The sequence below is a fragment of the Sphingopyxis granuli NBRC 100800 genome (assembly GCF_001591045.1).
In the GTDB taxonomy this organism is placed as follows: Bacteria; Pseudomonadota; Alphaproteobacteria; order Sphingomonadales; family Sphingomonadaceae; genus Sphingopyxis; species Sphingopyxis granuli.
Genome location: NZ_BCUA01000043.1, coordinates 12696 through 31861, shown reverse-complemented (window position 1 = coordinate 31861; position 19166 = coordinate 12696). Strand labels below are relative to the sequence as shown.

The following is a 19166-nucleotide window of genomic DNA, read 5'->3' as shown; positions in this document are numbered from 1 at the left end:
ACCCCGGCTTTCGCCGGGGAACATTTCATTGTCGAAAAGGGATAATTGCCGACCTGATCCGGGGGAAGCAATCCAGAGCGGTTTGCGCACACTCTGGATTGCCGCGTCGCTTCGTTCCTCGCGGGTAACGATTCCAACGCATGACATCATGCTCTAGGCGCTGGCGGACAGGGGCGGTGCGGGGGCTGGCGCCGCGAAGGCGCGCACGCGGTCGCGGCCCGCGCGCTTCGCGTCGTAAAGCGCCTGATCGGCCTGGCGCAGCAGCGCCGACAGGCCGGCGCCGGGCGTGCTCGCGGCAAGGCCGAAGCTGGCGGTCGGAGTCAGCGCGGGCGGGATGCGCCCGGCGCAGGTGGCGGACAGGCCCGCGCGGATCGCCTCGGCCAGTTGCCGCGCCGCCGTGATCCCCGCGCCGGGGATCAGCACCGCGAATTCCTCTCCGCCGATCCGTCCCGCTATCATGTCGGCGGGGCCTTCGCGCCGCACGATCTCGCCAAAGGCGGTGATGATCGCGTCGCCCACCGCATGGCCGTAACGGTCGTTGACCCGCTTGAAATGGTCGAGGTCGGCGATCAGCAGCGCCGCGATGCGCCCGTCGCCGTCGCAGCGGCGCAGCGCGGCATTCGCCGTCGCCTCGAAGCCGCGGCGGTTGAGCAGGCCCGACAGCGGGTCGGCCTGCGCCTCTGCCCGCAATTCGGCCAGCATGTCGATCGCGACCGCGACCATCAGGCTGATCGCCGCCATGACCGACACCATCGCCTGGCTGAACTGGACCGTCGTCCAATAGACCGATTGCTGGAAGCCGTCGTAATCGGCGAAGCCGCCGCTGAAGGTCAGGATGACGAGCGGCCGCACGATCAGGTTGGCGGCGCAGAGCGCGGCCACCCAGAACAGCAGTCGGTCGATCAGGTGCGGCTTGTCGATCGGCCACAGGGCCCGCACGACCATCAGCGCGACGATGCCGGTGCCGAGGCTGATCGAATAGATGCGCCCTTCGATGCTCGGCCGGCCGAGCAGGAACCAGACGAAGACCGCCAGCGAGGCCGCTGCGGTGAGCGCCATCGCGCGCCAGGGCACCGGCAGGCCGTAACGCTGGATGATCGCGGCCGCGAACAGCACGCCGGTCAGCAGGAATCCGGCATTGGCGGGCAGCCGCTGCAATTCCATCGGCAGCACCGGCGCCAGGTCCTGGATCAGGAAGGCGCAGGCGGTCGCGACATAGGCCCCGGCGGCATAGGCGATGTAGCGCTCGCGCCGGTTCAGCCACATCAGGAAGAAGGCGCCGGCGAACAGCAGGCCGATGCCTGGATTGAGCAAGGAGATGAAGAGCTGTCCCGTCAAATCGGCTTCCTGCGTGACCGGAGGAGACCATAGCGAGGCCATGGATAACAAGTCGTTACGGTGCGATGCAGCCCGGCGAGAGTATGTAACGGTTAGGAGCGGTCTTCCCCGTCCGCCAACCCGTCGAGCGCGAGGAGCGCGAAGCTCGCCAGCCAGTGCTCGCCCATATAGTCGCCGGTGACGTGCGGCAGCGCGGCGTCGAGGTGGCGCAGCGCGCTCGCCTCGGCCTCCGCGACGACCGGGTGGCCGGCCGGCAGCGCGGCGGCGATCGCGCGCCAGCACCAGGCGCGGCTGAGGTTGAGGCCGTCGAGATGGGCGATCTTGCCGTCGCTGCGGTCGGACACCATCGCGGGGGCGAAAAGCGTCGCGGGCGTCCGTTGCGCGGCGCGCGGCAGGAAGGCGTCGAACCAGTCGGCGAATCGGGCGCCGCGCACGACCGCCATCAGATGCGCCTCGGTCAGCGCGGACGAGAGGAACTCGTCGCCGCCCGGCTCCCACGCCTGGCAATCGGCATCGCCGCCGAACCAGTCCTGCGCGCGGGCGTCGATCAGCGCGACCAGCGCCGGATCGCGCGGGCCCGCCCAATGGCGCGCGAGCAGCAGCGCGAAGGCGATGTTGAAATGCGTCCCGACGCGCAAGGGATAGGTCAGCTTGGGCAGGAAGGCATGGAAACGCGCGGCGAAGGCGGCGGCGAGCGGTTCGAGCGCCGCGGCCCAGGGGGCATCGTGCGCCGCCGCCTCGGCGTGGAGCGCGAGCAGCCATGCCCAGCCATAGGGGCGCTCGAATCCGGTCGCGGTCGGGCGATCGAGGAAGGCGAGCTCGCCCGCCATCTTGTCGGGCACCAGCATCGCGTCGGCGCGCGCGCGGATGGCGGCGGCGACGGGCAGGTCGGGAAAGCGCCGCGCGAGGCGAAGGACCTGCCACCAGCCGTGGACGCAGCTGTGCCAGTCGAAACTGCCGTGGAAGATCGGGTGATGATCGCGCGGCGGCTTCGCGTCCTCCGGCCCCGCCATGACAAGGTCCATCTTGTAGGGATATTCGCGGCCGAGATGCGACAGCGTCGCGGTCGCGAAGCGGGTGGCGTGTTCGGGGGAAAGGTGCATGGGTTCCGATGGATTAGAAGGCGAAGAGCCAGATGAAGACGATGTTCACCGCGAGCAGCGGGATGGCGGTGCCGATCTGCGCCCGGATCACGCCATAGGGGCTTTTCAGTTCGAGCAGCGCCGCGGGCACGAGGTTGAAATTGGCGGCCATCGGGGTCATGAGCGTGCCGCAGAAACCCGCGAGCATGCCGATCGCCGCGACGACGGCGGGATTGCCGCCATATTGCTGGATCAGCAGCGGCATGCCGATCGCGGCGATCATCACCGGAAAGGCCGCGAAGGCATTGCCCATCACGATGGTGAACAGCGCCATGCCGAGACCGAAGGCGAGCACGGCGCCGAACAGGCTGCCTTCGGGAATCGCGCCGCCGATCAGGCCGCCCACCACCTCGCCGACGCCGGCGAGCGCGAACACCGCGCCGAGGCTGGCGAGCATCTGCGGCAGCACCGCCGCCCAGCCGACCGAATCGAGCAGCCGGCGGCCCTGCTGCGCCGGGAGCAGCAGCGGCGGACGCAGCCGCGCCATGCCGACCGCGAGCGCGATCAGCACGCCGAGCGCGAGCGAGATCAGCGTCGCCTGTTTCGGATCGGCGATGCCGGGCACCCATTTGAACAGAAAGGTCCCCGCCAGCGCGACCGCCGGGATGATCAGCGCGACGAGGAGCAGGAAATTGCCGTGGCGCGCGGCGCTGTCCGCCTGCTCCTCGGCCGGGATGTCGCCGCCGGGGCCCTTGCCGATCTGGCCGGTCCCGGCGATGGCGACGAGCGCGAGGACGAGCAGCCCGTTGCCGAAATCGCCGAGCCGGTCGCCGGCGAGCATCGACATGGCGAGCAGACCCCAGAAGGCGGCATTGCCGAAGCGCTTGGGATTCGTGGCGTCGAGCAGGCCGAGCAGTGCGAACAGCGCGAAGGCCAGACCCGAAAGCACGTAGACGAAGCCGAGGGTGATCATGCGCCGCCCTCCGCCTTTTTCGCCATGCGCCGTTCGAGCCGCCGCAGGCGCCAGGCGTGGATGATGAAAGCCGCGATCGCGGTCGGGATCGCCCAGACCGACAGGTGCAGCGGCTCTATGTCGTAGCCATAGCCTTCGAGCACGCCCTTCATCAGCAGGATCGAGCCGATGGCGAGGAAGATGTCCTCGCCGAAGAAGAGGCCGATGTTGTCGGTCGCCGCCGAAAAGCCCTTCACCTCCTCGCGCTGCGCGTCGCTGAGCGCCGGGTTCTGCGTATCGGCGGCGGCTTCCGCCATCGGCGCGACGAGCGGCCGCACCGTCTGCGCATGCCCCGCGACCGACGTCAGGCCGACCGCGGACAGAAGCTGGCGCAGCAGCAGGTAGCCGGTGAGCAGGCGTCCGAGCGTCGCCCCCTTCATCCGTCCGATCAGCGTCCGCGCATGCTGTTGCAGGCCATAGGCTTCGAGCAGGCCGATCACCGGCAGCACGATCCACACGATCGAGACATAGCGCGTGTCGTTGAACGCCTTGCCGAAGGCGGCGACGATCGCGGTCACGTCGAGCCCCGCCGCAAGCCCGGTCGCAAGCGCCGAGGCCATGATGACCAGCAGCGGATTGAAGCGCAGCAGGAAGCCCGCGATGATGATGAGGATGCCGATCAGGACGAGCATGGCTCAGGCCCGTCGGTCGTTGAACCCCGGCGAAAGCCGGGGCGAACATAGGCACGCCCCCTCATCGCTCCTCCCCCGCTTCACCATAGCCGCCGCCGCCCGGCGTTTCGATCACGAAGGCGTCGCCGGCTTCCAGCTTCGCGCTGCCCGTCGCGGCGAGCCGTTCGATCGATCCGTCGGCGCGCTCGACCCAGTTGCGGCCGGGGGCGCCGTCCGCGCCGCCCGCGAGCCCCTTGGGCGGTACCTTGCGGCGGTTGGCGAGGATGTTCGCCACCATCGGCGCGCGAAAGCGGATGCGCCGCGTCGCGCCGTCGCCGCCGGTCCAGCGCCCCTTGCCCCCCGAACCGCGGCGGATCGAAAATTCCTCGACGATCACCGGAAAGCGTGTCTCCATGACCTCGGGGTCGGTCATGCGGCTGTTGGTCATGTGCGTCTGGACGACCGCGGTGCCGTCGAAGCCCGGACCCGCGCCCGAACCGCCGGCGATCGTCTCGTAATATTGGCGCTGCGCGTCGCCGAAGGTGAAATTGTTCATCGTCCCCTGCGCGCAGGCCATCGCGCCGAAGGCGGCGAAGAGCGCGTCGGTGATCACCTGGCTCGTCTCGACATTGCCCGCGACGACGGCGGCGGGATGGCGCGGGCTGAGCATCGAATCGGGCGGCACGATCAGCGTCACCGGTGCAAGGCAGCCCTCGTTCATCGGGATCGGGTCGTCGAGCATCGTGCGCAGCACATAGAGGACGGCGGCGCGGACGACCGGCAGCGGCGCGTTGAAATTGTCGGGCAGCGTCGGCGACGAGCCGGTGAAGTCGATCGTGACATGGCCCGCCGCGCGGTCGACCCGCACCGCGACGGCGACCTCGGCGCCATTGTCCATCGCATAACGGAAGGCGCCGTCGTCGAGGCGGGCGACGAGCTGGCGCACCGCGGCTTCGGCCTGGCGCTGGCCGTGCGCCATATAGGCGGCGACGGTGGCGGACCCGTGCGCGGCGGACAGGTCGGCGAGCGCGCTGGCGCCGCGCTGGCAGGCGGCGACCTGCGCCTTGAGGTCGGCGATGTTGAGCGCCGGGTTGCGCGCCGGAAAGGCGCCGGCGGTCAGATGCGCATGGACATCGGCGTCGAGGAAACGGCCGTCGTCGACGATCAGCCGGTTGTCGAACAATATGCCTTCCTCGTCGATGCTGCGGCTGTTCGGCGGCATCGAGCCGGGGGCGATGCCGCCGAGATCGGCATGGTGGCCGCGCGCGGCGACGAAGAAGGCGGGGGCGTCGGTTCGCCCCTCCACGAACACCGGCATGATGACGGTGATGTCGGGCAGGTGGGTGCCGCCGTCATAGGGGGCGTTGAGCGCATAGGCGTCGCCGGGGCGCAGCCCGCGTCCGTCACGCGGCCGGCCGTCGGCATCGGGTCCGCGCCGGCGCAGGATCGTGCGGACGCTTTCCCCCATCGAGCCGAGGTGGACCGGCATGTGCGGCGCATTGGCGACGAGCCGCCCTTCGCCGTCGAACAGCGCGCAGGAGAAGTCGAGCCGCTCGCGGATGTTGATCGACGAGGCGCTGTGCTGAAGCGCGCCGCCCATTTCCTCCGCGATTGCCATGAACAGGCTGTTGAAGATTTCGAGACGGATGGGATCGGGTTGCTCTTCCTCCCCTTCGCGGGCGGAATCATCGGCCTGGCGCACGGCCGCGCCCGTTCTTGAGAGCAGCAGCGTGCCTTCGGACTCGACCGTTGCCGTCCATCCCGGCTCGACCACCGTGGTCGCGAGCGCATCGACGATGATCGCGGGGCCGGCGACGGTGCGGCCGGGGGCGAGCGCGGCGCGCTGGTGGAGCGGCACGCGGTGCGCCGCGCCCGCGAGCCAGGCGGTGACGATTTCGGGCCCGGCTTCGGCCGTGGGCGCGGGTGGCGGCAGGGCGGCGGGGGCGCCGTCCGCCTCGGTGAGCTCGACGCGGATGCGGTCGACGACCAGATCGTCGTGCGGCGCATAGCCGAACCGCTGGCGGAAGGCGGCGGCGAAGGCGGCGCGCACCGCGGCGGGATCGGCAAGCGGCAGTTCGATCGCATTGTCGCTGTCGGCGAGGCGGACGAAGAGCAGGGTCTCGCGCGCGACCTGCGCGTCGGGAGCGAGGTCGGCGCGCGCCTGTCCGGCAAGCTCGGCTTCGGCGGCGGCGAGGCTGTCGGCGCAGTCGGCGGCGAGTGGCAGTCCCAGCGTCCGCTCGCGAATCGCCGAGGGGCGGGCAAGGCCCATGCCATAGGCCGAGAGCACGCCGGCGAGCGGGTGGAGCAATATCCGGTCGACGCCGAGCGCGTCGGCGACGAGGCAGACATGCTGCCCCGCGGCGCCCCCGAAGCCGACGAGGCTGTAACCCTGCGTCAGGTCGTGACCGCGCGCGATGGTGATGCGCTTGATCGCGTTCGCCATCTGCTGCACCGCGATGGCGAGCAGTCCCTCGGCCAGCGCTTCGGGGGCGATGTTGCCGACCTGTGCCGCGAGGATCGCGAACTTGTCCGCGACGGCGGCGCGGTCGAGCGGCTGGTCGCCGCTTTCGCCGAACAGCTTCGGGAAATGATCGGGCTGAATCTTGCCGAGCAGCACGTTGCAGTCGGTGACGGTCAGCGGGCCGCCGCGGCCATAGGCGGCGGGGCCGGGGTTGGCGCCCGCGCTTTCGGGGCCGACGAGCAGGCGCGCGCCGTCCCAGCGGCAGATCGAACCGCCCCCCGCGGCGACGGTGTGGATGCGCAGCATCGGCGCGCGGATGCGCGTCCCGGCTACGATCGTCTCGTTATCGCGCTCGAGCCGGCCGGCATAATGGCTGACGTCGGTCGAGGTGCCGCCCATGTCGAAGCCGATCAGCCGTTCGAACCCCAGCGGCGCGGCGCTGCCGACCATGCCGACGATCCCGCCGGCGGGGCCGGACAGGATCGCGTCGCGGCCGTGGAAGGCGGCCGCCGCGGCCAGCCCGCCCGAGCTTTTCATGAACTGCGGCCGGGCCTCTTCGCCCAGCGCGGCGCAGAACTGGCGCACATAATGATGGAGGACGGGCGAGAGATAGGCATCGGCGAGCGTCGTGTCGCCGCGCCCGACCAGCTTGATCAGCGCGCTGACGTCGTGGCTGGTCGAAATCTGGGAAAAGCCCAGTTCGGCGGCGATCGCCGCCAGCCGCCGTTCGTGCGCCGGGTGGCGATAGCCGTGCATCAACACGATCGCGATGCTCGCGATCCCGGCGTCGCGCGCCGCCTGCAGCGCCCGGCGCGCGGCGGCTTCGTCGAGCGGCGCGATGACATCTCCGTCGGGACCGATGCGCTCGGCGATCTCGGCGACCGCCGCGTGCGGCGGCGGCGTGCGGTTCAGCGCGCGCGCGAACAGATCCGGCCGGTCCTGATAGCCGATGGTCAGCGCGTCGCCGAAGCCGCGCGTGATCGCGAGCAGGGTCGGCTCGCCCTTGCGTTCGAGCAGCGCGTTGGTCGCGACGGTCGATCCCATGCGGATCGACAGCGGCGGCAGCGGGCCGTCGCCCGCGCCGGTGAGGTCGCGGATCGCGTTCACCGCCGCATCGCCGGGGCGCGCCGGGTCCTCGCTCAGATATTTGGTGCTGAGGGCGCGGCCGTCGGGGGCGCGCGCCACGACGTCGGTGAAGGTTCCGCCACGATCGATCCAGATGTGCCAGCAGGGGTCAGCCATGGACCGCCTGATCGGGCCAGCGGATCAGGATGGCAAGCTGCTTGTCGGTGGCGTGGCGATGCCACCGGCCCTTCAGCTGCCGTTCGATCAGCGAGCGGATGAAATGGGTGCCGAAGCTTTCGGTCTCGAAATGCGGGGTTTCGGGCAGGTCGCTCTCGATCCACGACAGTTCGATATCGGTGCCGTCGCGGCGCCAGTGCACCGCGAGCGTCCCCTTGCCGGCCAGCGCGCCATATTTGATGCTGTTGGTGACGAATTCGTGGATCGCGAGCGCGACCGCCTGTGCGCCCTCGTCGGCGAGGCGGACCTCCGGACCGGAAAGCGACGCGAGCCGTTCCTCGTCCCAGCCGGCGAGCGTCAGTTCGCGGCGGACGATCGCGCCGAGCTCGACGCTGTCGACCGCGCCGGTGACGAGCATCTGCTTGGCGTCGGACAGCGCGCGCAGCCGCCCGTCGAACTTGGCCTCGAAGGTAGCGAGATCGCCCGCCTCGCGTGCCGTGATCCGGGCGAGCGCGCCGATCCGGGCGAAGGCGTTCTTCATCCGGTGCGCCATTTCGCCCATGATCAGTTCGCGGTCCTCCGCGTGGCGCGCCTTTTCCTCGGCAAGCGCCTGGAAGGCGCCGAGGCGGCGCTGTTGCAGCCGGTGGAGCTGGGTCGCGAGGACCGCGATGGCGAGCCCGAAGAGCAGGATGCCGAGCGGCCGGCCGATCCGGTCGATGAACCGGCCATAGGAGATGCGCACCGTCCATAGCCGGTCGGCGACGCGGATATGTTCTTCATGCGCGTCCCAGCGCATGACGCCGTGCGTGAAGACACGCGGCGCCGACGGGCCGTCGCCCGCAAAGACCTCGATCCCGTCGATGCTTTCGAGCTGCGAACCGAGCACCGCGCGCATCAGGTCGCCGACGCGGAACGGCGCATAGACGAAAGCCTCGATCGGACGGACGCCGCCGCCGGCGGTCGCGACGGCGCTGCCGCCGCCGGCGTCGACGGGGGGAAGCGCAGCGATCGCGTCGGTCGAGGGCGTCGCGGCATAGACGGGAATATAGATGAGGAAACCCGGCTGTTTGCGCCGGTCGCGGGTTTCCTGAAGCAGCTCGACGATGCCGCTCGCAGCCGGCCGGCCGGTCTGCCAGGCGCGGCGCATCGCCTCGCGCCGGACCGGCTCGCTGTACATGTCGAAACCCAGCGCCGGATGGTTGCGCGTGTCGTCGGGTTCGAGGAGGATGATCGGGAAGCCGATCGGCTGGTCGGTCGTGGGCCAGACGCGAATGTCCCGGCCGTAGTTCTGGCGCAGCCGCGCCTCGGCGGCGGCGGGGGTCGCCTGCTGCATCGCGATGGCGATGCCGATGCCCTGCATGCCCGGCGAGCGCACCTGCGGCTGGAGCGCCGTCAGATAGGCGCGAATGGCGGGGCCGTTGGCGGCCATGTCCGATTCGTACAGCGCCCGCACGCCTTCGAGCGCCGAGATATGATCGCGCAGCCGGTCGTCGATCTGCATCGCGACGCGCCCGGCCTGATCGGCCTCCTGCGCCTGGTTGTAGAAGAAGCTGGCCGCCGCCGCGCCGAGCGCGCCGAGCAGGATGACGAGGCCCATCGCGCGGACCGAAAGGGCCATCAGCCGATCTGCCCAGGCGGAAGGGCGCATTGCTTGGTTTTCCCGTTATATGGCTGCGCCCGGCAGCGCCCCGAACGAGCGAGTGTTCCACGCCAAGGCGCTGATAGCAAGCGCGTTTGTCGGGGTCGCCGCGCACGTCGCGCCGCCGCTTTCGCCCACCGTCGCGGGTTGCGGTTCGCGGCCCGTTCCCTATGCTGGGTGGGCAGCGGCGAAGGGGGAAGGTTCGATGATCGTCTATGGTTCGGTGTTATCGCCTTTCGTGCGGAAATTGCTCGGCTATCTGGGCGAGAAGGGGATCGGTTTCGAGCTGAAGGGGGTCGGCATCGGCGACCCCGATCCGGGGTTCCGCGCCGCCTCGCCGCTCGGCAAGATGCCGGCGATCGACGACGACGGCTACCGGCTCGCCGATTCGAGCGCGATCATACACTATCTGGAAGCGAAGCATCCCGAGCCCGAACTGATTCCCGCCGATCCGCAATTGCGCGGTTGGACGATCTGGTGGGAGGAGTTCGGCGATACGCTGCTCGCGGCGTGCAGCGGCAAATTATTCTTCAACCGTGTCGTCGCGCCGCGCGTCCTGAAACGCGAGGGCGACCTGGCCGCGGCGGCGCAGGCGGAGGCCGAAGACCTGCCGAAGCTGCTCGCCTATCTGGAGGAGGCGATCCCCGCGAGCGGCTTTCTGGTCGGCGACCGGCTGACGCTCGCCGACCTTGCCGCCGTCTCGCCGCTGGTGAACGTCCGCCATTGCAGCGCCGGGGACGATCCGGCGCGCTATCCGAAGATCGCGGCGTGGAGCGCGGCGATCCTGTCGCGGCCCAGCCTCGCCCCCTGGATCGCGAAGGACGAGCGGATGATGGCGGCGCTCGCCGGATAGGGCGGCGCGCGGTCCGCCCGGCGCATCAATGCCCCATGTCGCTCGCCGACGCCGCCGGCCCGCCGGGGGCGGGCGGGCGCAGCAGGATGACGAGCGGGACCGACAGCAATGTCACCCACATCATCGCCCAGAAATCGTCGATATAGGCGACCATCGCGGCCTGCCGGTTGATCTCGGCATTGACCATCGCCATCACGCTGCCCCCGAGTGCACCGAGCCGGTCGGACGTCGACGGGTCGATCAGCGCGACCGAACTGTTCGTGATGTGCGCGACCAGGTCTTCGTGGCTCGTCTGCGTGTTGGTGGCCAGCAGCGTCGTCACCACAGAGATGCCGACCGACGCGCCGACGCTGCGGAACAGGTTGAGCAGGCTGGCGCCGTCGGTGCGCCACGCCGGACCCAGCGTCGCGAAGGCCATGGTGTTGAGCGGGATGAAGACCAGCCCCATGCCGAGTCCCTGGACGAGCCCGCTGACCACCACCGGCCCGACGCCCATCATCAGCGACCACTGGCTCATCTGCCACAGCGAATAGGCGGCGATGACGAGGCCGCTGCCGACCAGCCAGCGCGCGTCGATCCGCCCCATCAGCCGGCCCGCGATCCACATGCTGATCAGGATGCCGACGCCGCGCACCGCGAGCACCCAGCCGGTGTCGATCACCGGCCAGTCGAACAGGCGCTGGAGCATCGGCGGCAGCAGCGCCATCGACGAGAACATGACGATGCCGATCACTATCATGAACCCCAGCGCGGTGAGCAGATTGCGATCGGCGAGCATCCGGCGGTCGAACAAAGTGTCGCGCGCCGTCAGCAGGTGGATCAGGAACATCCACAGGCAGGCGAGGGCGACGCCGGTCTCGATCCATATCTCGAGGCTGTCGAACCAGTCCTTCTGCGCCCCGCGGTCGAGCATGAGCTGGAGCGACGCGAGCCCAAGCGCGAGCATCGAAAAGCCGAACAGATCGAATTTGCGGTCCTTGCGCCCGGTCGCGGGGAGCAGCGCCCAGAGCAGCGCCAGCGTCGCCAGCCCGACCGGCAGGTTGACGTAGAAAACCCAGCGCCAGTTGACCGATTCGGTCAGCCAGCCGCCCAGGATCGGTCCCAGAATCGGCCCGACCATGATCCCCATGCCCCAGATCGACATGGCGCGCGCGTGGCGTTCGGGCGGGTTGATGTCGAGCATCACCGACTGCGACAGCGGCCCGATGAAGGCGGCGCTGATCCCCTGCAGGAAACGGAAGATGACCATCTCCTCCAGATTCTGCGCCGCGCCGCAGGCCATCGAGGCGATGATGAAGCCGAGCACCGCGATCAGGAACAGCGGGCGCCGCCCGATGCGGTCGGCGAGCCAGCCGGTGATCGGCATCGCGACCGCCGAGGCGATGATATAGCTGGTGAGCACCCAGTTCACCGTCTCGCTCGTCGCGCCGAGGCTCGACTGCATGTGCGGAATGGCGACGTTGGCGATCGTCGTGTCGAGGATCTGCATCACCGACGCGCCCATCACCGCGACGGTCAGCAGGCCATGATAGCGCACCTGCTCGTAGAGCGGCCGGTCGTCGCTGACGACCGTCGCCGCGGGCGCCGGGCGCCGGGAAAAGACACGGCTGGCCACCGGCTGCCCTTAGTTGCAGCCGCCCGAGGTGATCACCGTGACCTCGGTCGAAAGCCCCGCGATCATCGCCCGCTTCGGCGCCTCGTCGAAGGCGATGCGCACCGGCACCCGCTGCGTCACCTTCACCCAGTTGCCGGTCGCGTTCTGCGCGGGCAGCACGGAGAATTCGCTGCCCGTGCCGGCGCCGATCGTCTGGACGTGCCCGCGCACCTTCAGCCCCGGATAGGCGTCGAAGCGCATCTCGGCGGGCTGGCCCACGCACATGTGCGCGAGGTCGGTTTCCTTGAAATTGGCCTCGACCCACGGATGCGCGGTATCGACCAGCGTCACCGCGGGAAGCCCCGCGACCATCATCTGGCCGAGCTGCAGCCGGTCCGATTCGGCGACCCGTCCCGCGCTCGGCGCGCGCACCTCGGTGCGGCCGAGGTCGACCTGTGCCTGCGCGCGCCGGACGCGCGCCGCCGCGACCTGCGGATTGGTGCCGCCCGTGCCCGTCGCCAGCTTGGCGCGCGCTTCGGCGGCGGCGGCCTGCGCCTGGGCGAGCCGGGCGCGGGCCTGCTCGACCGCGTGCTTCGACGCGTCATAGGCGGCGCGGGTGGTGAACCCCTTGTCCATCAGCGCGGCCTGGCGCTGGAAATTCGATTCGGCGAAGGCGATGTCCTCGCGCGCCGCCTGGATGTCGACCGCCGTCGCGGCGAGGCTGGCCGACAGATTGCCGACATCGACCGTCGCCGAATCGATCGCGGCGTTCGCCTGCGCGACCGTCAGCGCATAGGGATGGCCGTCGATGCGGAAGAGCAGTTGTCCCTTCGCGACCTCCTGACCCTCGCGGATCGCGACCTCAGTGATCAGGCCGCCGACCTCCGCGGCGACCGACACCTTGTCCATCTGGATATAGGCATTGTCGGTCGATACCGACCCGCCGCTCGCCAGCCAGTACCAGCCGCCCGCCGCCGCGAGCACCAGCGGCACGCCGAACATCAGCGCGCGCGTGCGCCAGCCGGGCTTCGCATCCGCCGCAGTGGCGGGCGGCGGCACGGGATCGGCCTTCGGCGCGGCCTTCGAGGCGGCCTTCGTCGGCACGACCTCTTCAGAACGCGGCTCGGGGCGGTCGGGCTTGCGGCGAGGGGGAGCGAGCTGGTCCATCAGAGGGCCTCTTTCGTTTCTTCTCTTTCGGTCGTGTCGATCGCGTCGCGGCGCGACAGGTTGCAACGCACGTGGCGGACGAGCCGGATCAGTTCGGCGCGCTCGGCGGGGGTGAGGCCCCCGATCGCCTCTTCGGTCAGCGCGTCGGTCAGCCGCCGCATCGCGCCCATCTGCTCGCGGGCGCGCGGGGTGAGATAGAGAAGCCAGGCGCGGCGGTCGCCGGGGTCGGCGCGGCGCTCGACCAGCCCGGCCTCGGCCAGCCGGTCGACCATCCGCGACAGGGTGATCGGTTCGACCTCGATCAGGTCGGCGAGCGGGCCCTGGCGGATGCCCTCGTAGCGCTTGAGATAGCTGAGCAGCCGCCATTGCAGCGCGGTGATCCCGCTGTCGCGGGTGCGCGCGTTGAAGGCGCGGCGGAACAGCCGCGCGGTATCGTTGAGCAGAAAGCCGACCGTCTCTCTCATGGCAGACGATATAATAGCAATTGCCACTATATCCAATGACAATATGCTGCACATGCGAAATTGCCGCGAGCGGCGGCTGCCGCTTTTCGACAATCGCTTGCGCCGCGCGGATATTTTGGCACTATGCGTGCCATGAGTCTGACCGCCGACCTCTTCTGGTCCTTCCGCTCGCCCTACAGCTATCTCGCCATCGGCCGCTATCGTGCGCTCGCGGCAAGCCACGACGTGACGATCGACCTGCGTCCCGTCTATCCGCTCGCGATCCGACAGCCCGATTTCTTCGAGCGCAACCACCCCAACTGGCTCGGCTACACGATGCGCGACATGATGCGCGTCGCGCAGTTCCACGGCATCCCCTTCGGCCCGCCGCGTCCCGACCCGATCGTCCAGAACGTCCACACGCGCGAGATTGCGGCGGAGCAGCCCTATATCTTCCGCCTGACCCGCCTCGGACAGGCGGCGTCGCGGCGCGGCAAGAGCCTCGCCTTCTGCGACGAGGTTGCGCAGCTCATCTGGGGCGGCGCGCAGGACTGGCACCTCGGCGATCATCTGGCGGGCGCGGCCCGCCGCGCGGGGCTGGACCTCGCCGAACTCGACGCCGAGGCCGAAACCGATGCGGAGGCGCTCGACGCGGAAATCGCCGCGAACCAGGCGGCGCTCGAACTCGCGGGCCATTGGGGGGTGCCGACGCTCGTCTTCGACGGCGAACCCTTCTTCGGGCAGGACCGCATCGAGCTGGCGAAATGGCGCATGGAGCAGAAGGGCCTGCGGCCGCGCTGAGCACAGCGAAAATCTGCGCGGGAGGGTTCGGCGCGCTCCTCCCTTTTCGTCATATTCGGACAAGTCGGCATAGGAGCGAGAGCTTGTGCCCCGGCGGAAGCCGGGTCCAGATGGCATATGGCATAGTGCTGTCCCGCGTGGACCCCGGCTTTCGCCGGGGAACGGTTCCTTGCGGAAAGCGAACATGCCGAAGCAATGACGGTTCAAACCGATGGCATCCTGTCCTAAGGCCGACGCATGAGCATCGAACCGCAATATTTCGACGCGCGCGACGGCGTGCGGCTGGCGTGGCGCGAGATGGGGGAGGGGCGGCCGGTCGTCCTGCTCCACGGCCTGTTCTCGAGCGCCGAGGTCAACTGGATCAAGTTCGGCACCGCGGCGCGCATCGCCGCCGAGGGCTATCGTGTCGTCATGCCCGACCTGCGCGTCCACGGATCGAGCACGGCGCCGCACGACGCGGCGCTCTATCCGCCCGACGTGCTGGTGAACGACCTTGCCGATCTGGTCGCGCACCTTGGCCTGTCGGCGTTCGACCTCGGCGGTTTCTCGCTCGGCGCGCGGACCAGCGTGCGCGCGGTGGTTGCGGGGATGACGCCGGGGCGACTGATCCTTGGCGGCATGGGGCTGGCGGGACTGGCCGGGTGGCAGCGGCGCGGGCAGTTCTTCAAGCGCGTGATTGCCGAATATGACAGCGCGAAGCGCGGCGACGACAGCTGGCTGTCGATCCAGTTCATGAAGACGATGAAGATCGACCGCATCGCCGCCGGCCACCTGCTCGACAGCTTCACCGATACGCCGCCCGATGCGCTGGCGGCGCTGACGATGCCGACGCTCGTCGTCTGCGGCGACCGCGACCGGGACAACGGGTCGGCCGAGGACCTGGTCGCGGCGCTGCCCGATGCGGTGCTCGCGACGATCCCCGGCACCCACATGTCGAGCGTCACCGAGCCCGAACTGGGGCAGGCGATCGCGGCCTTCGTGACGGCTTGACCCTGCCGCGGACGCGGTTCAGTCTGGGGGCATCCGGCGCTGGAGCGCCGTCAGATCATCCAGAGGACGCATCCCATGAAAGTCATGATTTCAACGCTGTCGCTCGCCCTTTCGCTTGCGGTCGCGGGCCCCGCGCTGGCCGCACCGAAGCAGAAGGACGCCCCCGCCGCGCCGACTGCCGCCCCCACTGCGGCAGACGCCGATGCCTTCGTCGCCGCCGCGGAAAAGGATCTGTTCGACTATACGGTCGAGGCGAGTCAGGTGAACTGGGTCAATGCGACCTATATCACCGACGACACCGACGCGATGGCGGCGCGCATCAATACGGTGGGCACCGAAAAGGCGGTGAAATACGCGCTCGAAGCCGCGAAATATCGCGATGTCGCCGGGCTGAGCGCCGACACGAAGCGCAAGCTCGACATATTGCGCACCGGCCTCGTCCTGCCGGCGCCGACCCGGCCGGGCGCGGCAACCGAACTCAACACCATCGCGACCGACCTCCAGTCGCAATATGGCAAGGGGCGCGGGACGCTGGGCGGCAAGGAGATCTCCGGCTCCGACATCGAGGCGGAGATGGGCAATCTCCAGCACACGCCCGCCGAATATGCCGAGATGTGGACGAGTTGGCACGACAATGTCGGCGCGCCGATGAAGGACGATTATGCGCGCCTCGTCACCATCGCCAACGAGGGCGCGAAGGAACTGGGCTTCGCCGATACCGGCGCGATGTGGCGGTCGGGCTACGACATGTCGCCCGAGGATTTCGCGAAGACGACCGAACGGCTGTGGCAGGAGGTGAAGCCGCTCTATCTGGCGCTGCACACCTATGTCCGCTGGAAGCTCAACGAGAAATACGGCGACGCGGTGCAGCCGAAGACCGGGCCGATCCGCGCCGACCTGCTCGGCAACATGTGGGCGCAGGAATGGGGCAACATCTACCCGCTCGTCGCGCCGCCGGGTTCGGGCGACCTCGGCTACGACATCGGCGACCTGCTGAAGGCGCAGGGCAAGGCGCCGCTCGACATGGTCCGCGCGGGCGAGAATTTCTATTCCTCGCTCGGGTTCGAGAAGCTGCCCGAAAGCTTCTGGAAGCGCAGCCTGTTCACCAAGCCCGCCGACCGCGAGGTCGTGTGCCACGCCTCGGCCTGGGACGTCGACAACAAGGACGACATCCGCATCAAGATGTGCATCAAGGTGAATGCCGACGATTTCGTCACCATCCACCACGAACTCGGCCACAATTATTATCAGCGCGCCTACAACCGGCAGCCGTTCCTCTATCTGAACGGCGCCAACGACGGCTTTCACGAGGCGATCGGCGATTTCGTCGCGCTGTCGATCACGCCGCAATATCTGGTCGACATCGGCCTGCTCGACAAGGCGAAGGTGCCCAGCGCCGACAAGGACATCGGCCTGCTGCTGCGCCAGGCGATGGACAAGATCGCCTTCCTGCCGTTCGGCCTGCTCGTCGACCGCTGGCGCTGGGGGGTGTTCGACGGCACGATCAGGCCCGCCGACTACAACAAGGCGTGGACGCAGCTTCGCCTGCAATATCAGGGCATCGTCCCGCCGGGCGACCGGCCCGCGAACGCCTTCGATCCCGGCGCCAAATATCATATTCCCGGCAACACGCCCTACACCCGCTATTTCCTCGCGCGCATCCTGCAGTTCCAATTCTATCAGGCGGCGTGCAAGCAGGCGGGGTGGACCGGCCCCCTCCACCGCTGTTCCTTCTACGACGATAAGGCGGTCGGCGCGAAGCTCAACGAAATGCTCGAAATGGGGGCGTCGAAGCCGTGGCCCGACGCGCTCGAGGCCTTCACCGGCAGCCGTGAGATGTCGGGCAAGGCGCTCGCCGACTATTTCGCCCCGCTCAAGGCGTGGCTCGATGAGCAGAACAAGGGCAAGCCGCAGGGGTGGTGAGCCAGAGGTTCGCGACGATCTGCAAGGGCCGGGGAGGCGACTCCCCGGCCCCTTTCATGCGGGGGCGCAAATGTCGGCTTTGGGGTGGGAAGCGGTCGTTTGAGACATGCCCTGATTTCCCCTCCCGCAGGCGGGAGGGGCAGCGAGACTTACGAACTTGTTCGTTAGTCGCAGCGGGGTGGGCCATTGCGCCGTTGCTGCCCACCCCCGACCCCTCCCGCTTGCGGGAGGGGAGATGGACGGCAGCTTCCGGTCGATTCCAGTCATCCCCCGTCATTCCGCTTCGACCGCCTGCTTGAAGCGCGCGAGCCGCGCCGTCGCGGCGGCGGCGTGCGGGCCGATCCAGCGGTCGTGGATGTCCTGAATCGGCATCGCGTCGAGGTGGTTCCAGCGTTCGCGGCCGCGCCGCTCGGCGATCACCAGCCCGGCCTCTTCCAGCACCTTCAGATGCTGCATCACCGTGCAGCGGTCGAGGTCGGGGAAATGGCCGCACAGCTTGCCCGTCGTCAGCGGCTGATCCTTCAGGTCGTCGAGCATCTGCCGCCGCACCGCATGCGCGAGCGCCTTGAATATCCGGTCGAAATCGTCGTGGATTGACATGTTGTAAATTTATAACATAATCGAACGCGACTCAAGCGGAGACTGGTCATGGAACTGAAGTTCAGGGTCGCGGCGCGGATCGCGAAGCCGGTGCACACGGTGTTCGAGGCGGTCGCCGACCCACAGCAGCTGTCGCATTATTTCACCACCGGCGGCGCCGAGGGGCGGCTGGAGACCGGCGCGACGGTGACATGGGATTTCCACGATTTCCCCGGCGCCTTTCCCGTTCATGTGATCGAGGTCGTGCCCGACGAGCGGATCGTGCTCGAATGGCAGGCGAACGAGGGCGAGGCGCCGAACGTCGACGGCGGGGGAATGACGGGCAGCGACTATCGCACGCGCGTCACCATGGCGTTCAAGGGCCTCGACGACGGACGCACGCTCGTCGAGATCGCCGAAGAGGGCTGGCGCGAAAACCAGGGCGCGCTCGACGCCTCCTACGGCAATTGCCAGGGCTGGTCGCAGATGCTCTGCGCGCTCAAGGCGTGGGTCGAGCACGGCATCAACCTGCGCGACGGCATGTATGTGTGAGGCCTAGGGGCCCTAGGCGTTGCGCGCCGTCAGGCCGCCGTCGACGGGGATCACCGCGCCGGTGATGTAGCTCGCGGCGGGCAGGACGAGGCTCAGCGTCACATGCGCGACCTCCTCGGGCTCGCCATAGCGGCGCAGCGCGGTGCGGCGCTTCGCGAAAACCGCCTTGTCGGCTTCGGGCACCGCGTCGGTCATGCCGGTGCGGATCGGGCCGGGGCAGATGCAGTTGACGGTGATCCCCTCCTTGCCCAGATCGACCGCGAGGCCGCGCGTCAGGCCGGTAACGCCGGTCTTGGCGGCGACATAGGGCGTGTCGCCGGGCGTCGCGCCGAGCCCCTCGGTCGAGGCGATGTTGACGATGCGCGCCGCGTCGCTCCGGCGCAGCCACGGCAGCGCCGCGCGCACCATGCGCTGGTGCGCGGTCAGCATCACCGTGATCGCGCGGTGCCAGATCGCCTCGTAATCGTCGGCGTCGAGCGGGCAGAAGCTCGACACCCCGGCGTTGTTGATCAGGATGTCGATGCCGCCGAAGGTCGCCGCGACCTGTGCGACGGTGCGCCCGATCGCCTCGCCGTCCGACACGTCGAGGGCAAAGGCGCGGGCGTTGTCGCCGGCTTCGGCCGCGACGGCTTCGCACGCCGCAAGGTCGAGATCGGTCACCGCGACCTTCGCGCCTTCGCTCGCGAGCAGCAGCGCGGTGGCGCGGCCCATGCCGCTTGCCGCCCCGGTGACGATGGCGACGCGGCCGGCGACCGAGCGCGACAGGTTGGGGGCTGGGTTCGTCATGGGCCGTCCTTCTCGAGTGCGCGCCTTTAACCTGACCCACCTTTCCGTTCGTGTCGAGCGAAGTCGAGACACCTATCGGTACGGCGCCACATT

General features: G+C 69.1%; 16 protein-coding genes. 5 read left to right on the top strand and 11 right to left on the bottom strand.

The genetic code is table 11. The features are described from left to right. Window positions 1-153: 153 nt before the first annotated feature. The 6 genes from SGR02S_RS11490 to SGR02S_RS11465 all read right to left on the bottom strand — a co-directional run bounded on the left by SGR02S_RS11490 (window position 154) and on the right by SGR02S_RS11465 (window position 9364). Entirely contained in the window at window positions 154-1338 is a 1185-nt protein-coding gene (locus tag SGR02S_RS11490) for a GGDEF domain-containing protein (RefSeq protein ID WP_067109597.1), read from the bottom strand. Between the two features lie 92 nt (window positions 1339-1430). Then, entirely contained in the window at window positions 1431-2441 is a 1011-nt protein-coding gene (locus tag SGR02S_RS11485; protein WP_067109594.1) for a DUF2891 domain-containing protein, read from the bottom strand. A gap of 13 nt (window positions 2442-2454) precedes the next feature. Further along, window positions 2455-3393: a DUF979 domain-containing protein gene (locus SGR02S_RS11480; RefSeq protein ID WP_067109590.1), complete on the bottom strand. Its 939-nt coding sequence runs from the start codon at window positions 3391-3393 to the stop codon at window positions 2455-2457. Beyond that, window positions 3390-4064 carry a DUF969 domain-containing protein gene (locus tag SGR02S_RS11475; protein ID WP_067109588.1) on the bottom strand — a complete coding sequence of 225 codons (675 nt, stop codon included), beginning with the start codon at window positions 4062-4064 and terminating at the stop codon, window positions 3390-3392. Before SGR02S_RS11475 ends, SGR02S_RS11480 begins: the two co-directional genes overlap by 4 nt. 61 nt (window positions 4065-4125) lie before the next feature. Then, the gene (locus tag SGR02S_RS11470; protein WP_067109586.1) at window positions 4126-7746 is read right to left on the bottom strand and encodes a hydantoinase B/oxoprolinase family protein; all 3621 of its coding nucleotides are present in this window, start codon (window positions 7744-7746) and stop codon (window positions 4126-4128) included. Beyond that, the gene (locus tag SGR02S_RS11465) at window positions 7739-9364 is read right to left on the bottom strand and encodes a CHASE domain-containing protein (protein WP_255211455.1); all 1626 of its coding nucleotides are present in this window, start codon (window positions 9362-9364) and stop codon (window positions 7739-7741) included. The genes SGR02S_RS11470 and SGR02S_RS11465 overlap by 8 nt, the downstream gene beginning before the upstream one ends. Window positions 9365-9413: 49 nt before the next feature. Between SGR02S_RS11465 and SGR02S_RS11460 the strand changes: the two genes are divergently transcribed. Beyond that, window positions 9414-10238 carry a glutathione S-transferase family protein gene (locus SGR02S_RS11460; RefSeq protein WP_337180245.1) on the top strand — a complete coding sequence of 275 codons (825 nt, stop codon included), beginning with the start codon at window positions 9414-9416 and terminating at the stop codon, window positions 10236-10238. 25 nt (window positions 10239-10263) lie between these two features. On the opposite strand, the gene SGR02S_RS11455 is transcribed toward SGR02S_RS11460, so the two are convergent. Genes SGR02S_RS11455 through SGR02S_RS11445 form a run of 3 tightly spaced genes read right to left on the bottom strand, consistent with a single transcriptional unit; the run spans window position 10264 to window position 13463 of the window. Continuing rightward, the gene (locus SGR02S_RS11455) at window positions 10264-11853 is read right to left on the bottom strand and encodes a DHA2 family efflux MFS transporter permease subunit (protein WP_067109582.1); all 1590 of its coding nucleotides are present in this window, start codon (window positions 11851-11853) and stop codon (window positions 10264-10266) included. A gap of 9 nt (window positions 11854-11862) precedes the next feature. Continuing rightward, window positions 11863-12999 (bottom strand): HlyD family secretion protein, encoded by a 1137-nt coding sequence (locus SGR02S_RS11450; protein WP_082797100.1) that lies wholly within the window; start codon window positions 12997-12999, stop codon window positions 11863-11865. Continuing rightward, on the bottom strand, window positions 12999-13463 hold the full coding sequence (locus SGR02S_RS11445; protein WP_067109579.1) for a MarR family winged helix-turn-helix transcriptional regulator: 465 nt from the start codon (window positions 13461-13463) through the stop codon (window positions 12999-13001). The genes SGR02S_RS11450 and SGR02S_RS11445 overlap by 1 nt, the downstream gene beginning before the upstream one ends. Before the next feature lie 132 nt (window positions 13464-13595). Between SGR02S_RS11445 and SGR02S_RS11440 the strand changes: the two genes are divergently transcribed. The 3 genes from SGR02S_RS11440 to SGR02S_RS11430 all read left to right on the top strand — a co-directional run bounded on the left by SGR02S_RS11440 (window position 13596) and on the right by SGR02S_RS11430 (window position 17156). Then, entirely contained in the window at window positions 13596-14243 is a 648-nt protein-coding gene (locus SGR02S_RS11440) for a 2-hydroxychromene-2-carboxylate isomerase (protein ID WP_067109576.1), read from the top strand. Window positions 14244-14480: 237 nt separating this feature from the next. Then, entirely contained in the window at window positions 14481-15233 is a 753-nt protein-coding gene (locus tag SGR02S_RS11435; RefSeq protein ID WP_067109574.1) for an alpha/beta fold hydrolase, read from the top strand. A gap of 75 nt (window positions 15234-15308) precedes the next feature. After that, on the top strand, window positions 15309-17156 hold the full coding sequence (locus SGR02S_RS11430) for a M2 family metallopeptidase (RefSeq protein WP_067109572.1): 1848 nt from the start codon (window positions 15309-15311) through the stop codon (window positions 17154-17156). A 273-nt stretch (window positions 17157-17429) separates the two neighbouring features. On the opposite strand, the gene SGR02S_RS11425 is transcribed toward SGR02S_RS11430, so the two are convergent. Beyond that, the gene (locus SGR02S_RS11425) at window positions 17430-17756 is read right to left on the bottom strand and encodes an ArsR/SmtB family transcription factor (RefSeq protein ID WP_067109570.1); all 327 of its coding nucleotides are present in this window, start codon (window positions 17754-17756) and stop codon (window positions 17430-17432) included. 48 nt (window positions 17757-17804) lie between these two features. Between SGR02S_RS11425 and SGR02S_RS11420 the strand changes: the two genes are divergently transcribed. Next, the gene (locus SGR02S_RS11420) at window positions 17805-18287 is read left to right on the top strand and encodes an SRPBCC family protein (protein WP_067109568.1); all 483 of its coding nucleotides are present in this window, start codon (window positions 17805-17807) and stop codon (window positions 18285-18287) included. Between the two features lie 12 nt (window positions 18288-18299). Here the strand turns inward: SGR02S_RS11420 and SGR02S_RS11415 are convergent, their stop codons facing one another. After that, on the bottom strand, window positions 18300-19073 hold the full coding sequence (locus SGR02S_RS11415) for an SDR family NAD(P)-dependent oxidoreductase (RefSeq protein ID WP_067109563.1): 774 nt from the start codon (window positions 19071-19073) through the stop codon (window positions 18300-18302). Window positions 19074-19166 lie beyond the last annotated feature (93 nt).

Coding starts and splice junctions, on each gene's coding strand:
- SGR02S_RS11480 (WP_067109590.1), bottom strand. CDS start 3,393: ATGATCACCCTCGGCTTCGTCTACGTGCTTTCGGGTCTGGCCTTCGCG.
- SGR02S_RS11420 (WP_067109568.1), top strand. CDS start 17,805: ATGGAACTGAAGTTCAGGGTCGCGGCGCGGATCGCGAAGCCGGTGCAC.
- SGR02S_RS11435 (WP_067109574.1), top strand. CDS start 14,481: ATGAGCATCGAACCGCAATATTTCGACGCGCGCGACGGCGTGCGGCTG.
- SGR02S_RS11470 (WP_067109586.1), bottom strand. CDS start 7,746: ATGGCTGACCCCTGCTGGCACATCTGGATCGATCGTGGCGGAACCTTC.
- SGR02S_RS11415 (WP_067109563.1), bottom strand. CDS start 19,073: ATGACGAACCCAGCCCCCAACCTGTCGCGCTCGGTCGCCGGCCGCGTC.
- SGR02S_RS11445 (WP_067109579.1), bottom strand. CDS start 13,463: ATGAGAGAGACGGTCGGCTTTCTGCTCAACGATACCGCGCGGCTGTTC.
- SGR02S_RS11485 (WP_067109594.1), bottom strand. CDS start 2,441: ATGCACCTTTCCCCCGAACACGCCACCCGCTTCGCGACCGCGACGCTG.
- SGR02S_RS11450 (WP_082797100.1), bottom strand. CDS start 12,999: ATGGACCAGCTCGCTCCCCCTCGCCGCAAGCCCGACCGCCCCGAGCCG.
- SGR02S_RS11430 (WP_067109572.1), top strand. CDS start 15,309: ATGAAAGTCATGATTTCAACGCTGTCGCTCGCCCTTTCGCTTGCGGTC.
- SGR02S_RS11460 (WP_337180245.1), top strand. CDS start 9,414: ATGGCTGCGCCCGGCAGCGCCCCGAACGAGCGAGTGTTCCACGCCAAG.
- SGR02S_RS11440 (WP_067109576.1), top strand. CDS start 13,596: ATGAGTCTGACCGCCGACCTCTTCTGGTCCTTCCGCTCGCCCTACAGC.
- SGR02S_RS11425 (WP_067109570.1), bottom strand. CDS start 17,756: ATGTCAATCCACGACGATTTCGACCGGATATTCAAGGCGCTCGCGCAT.
- SGR02S_RS11475 (WP_067109588.1), bottom strand. CDS start 4,064: ATGCTCGTCCTGATCGGCATCCTCATCATCATCGCGGGCTTCCTGCTG.
- SGR02S_RS11465 (WP_255211455.1), bottom strand. CDS start 9,364: ATGGCCCTTTCGGTCCGCGCGATGGGCCTCGTCATCCTGCTCGGCGCG.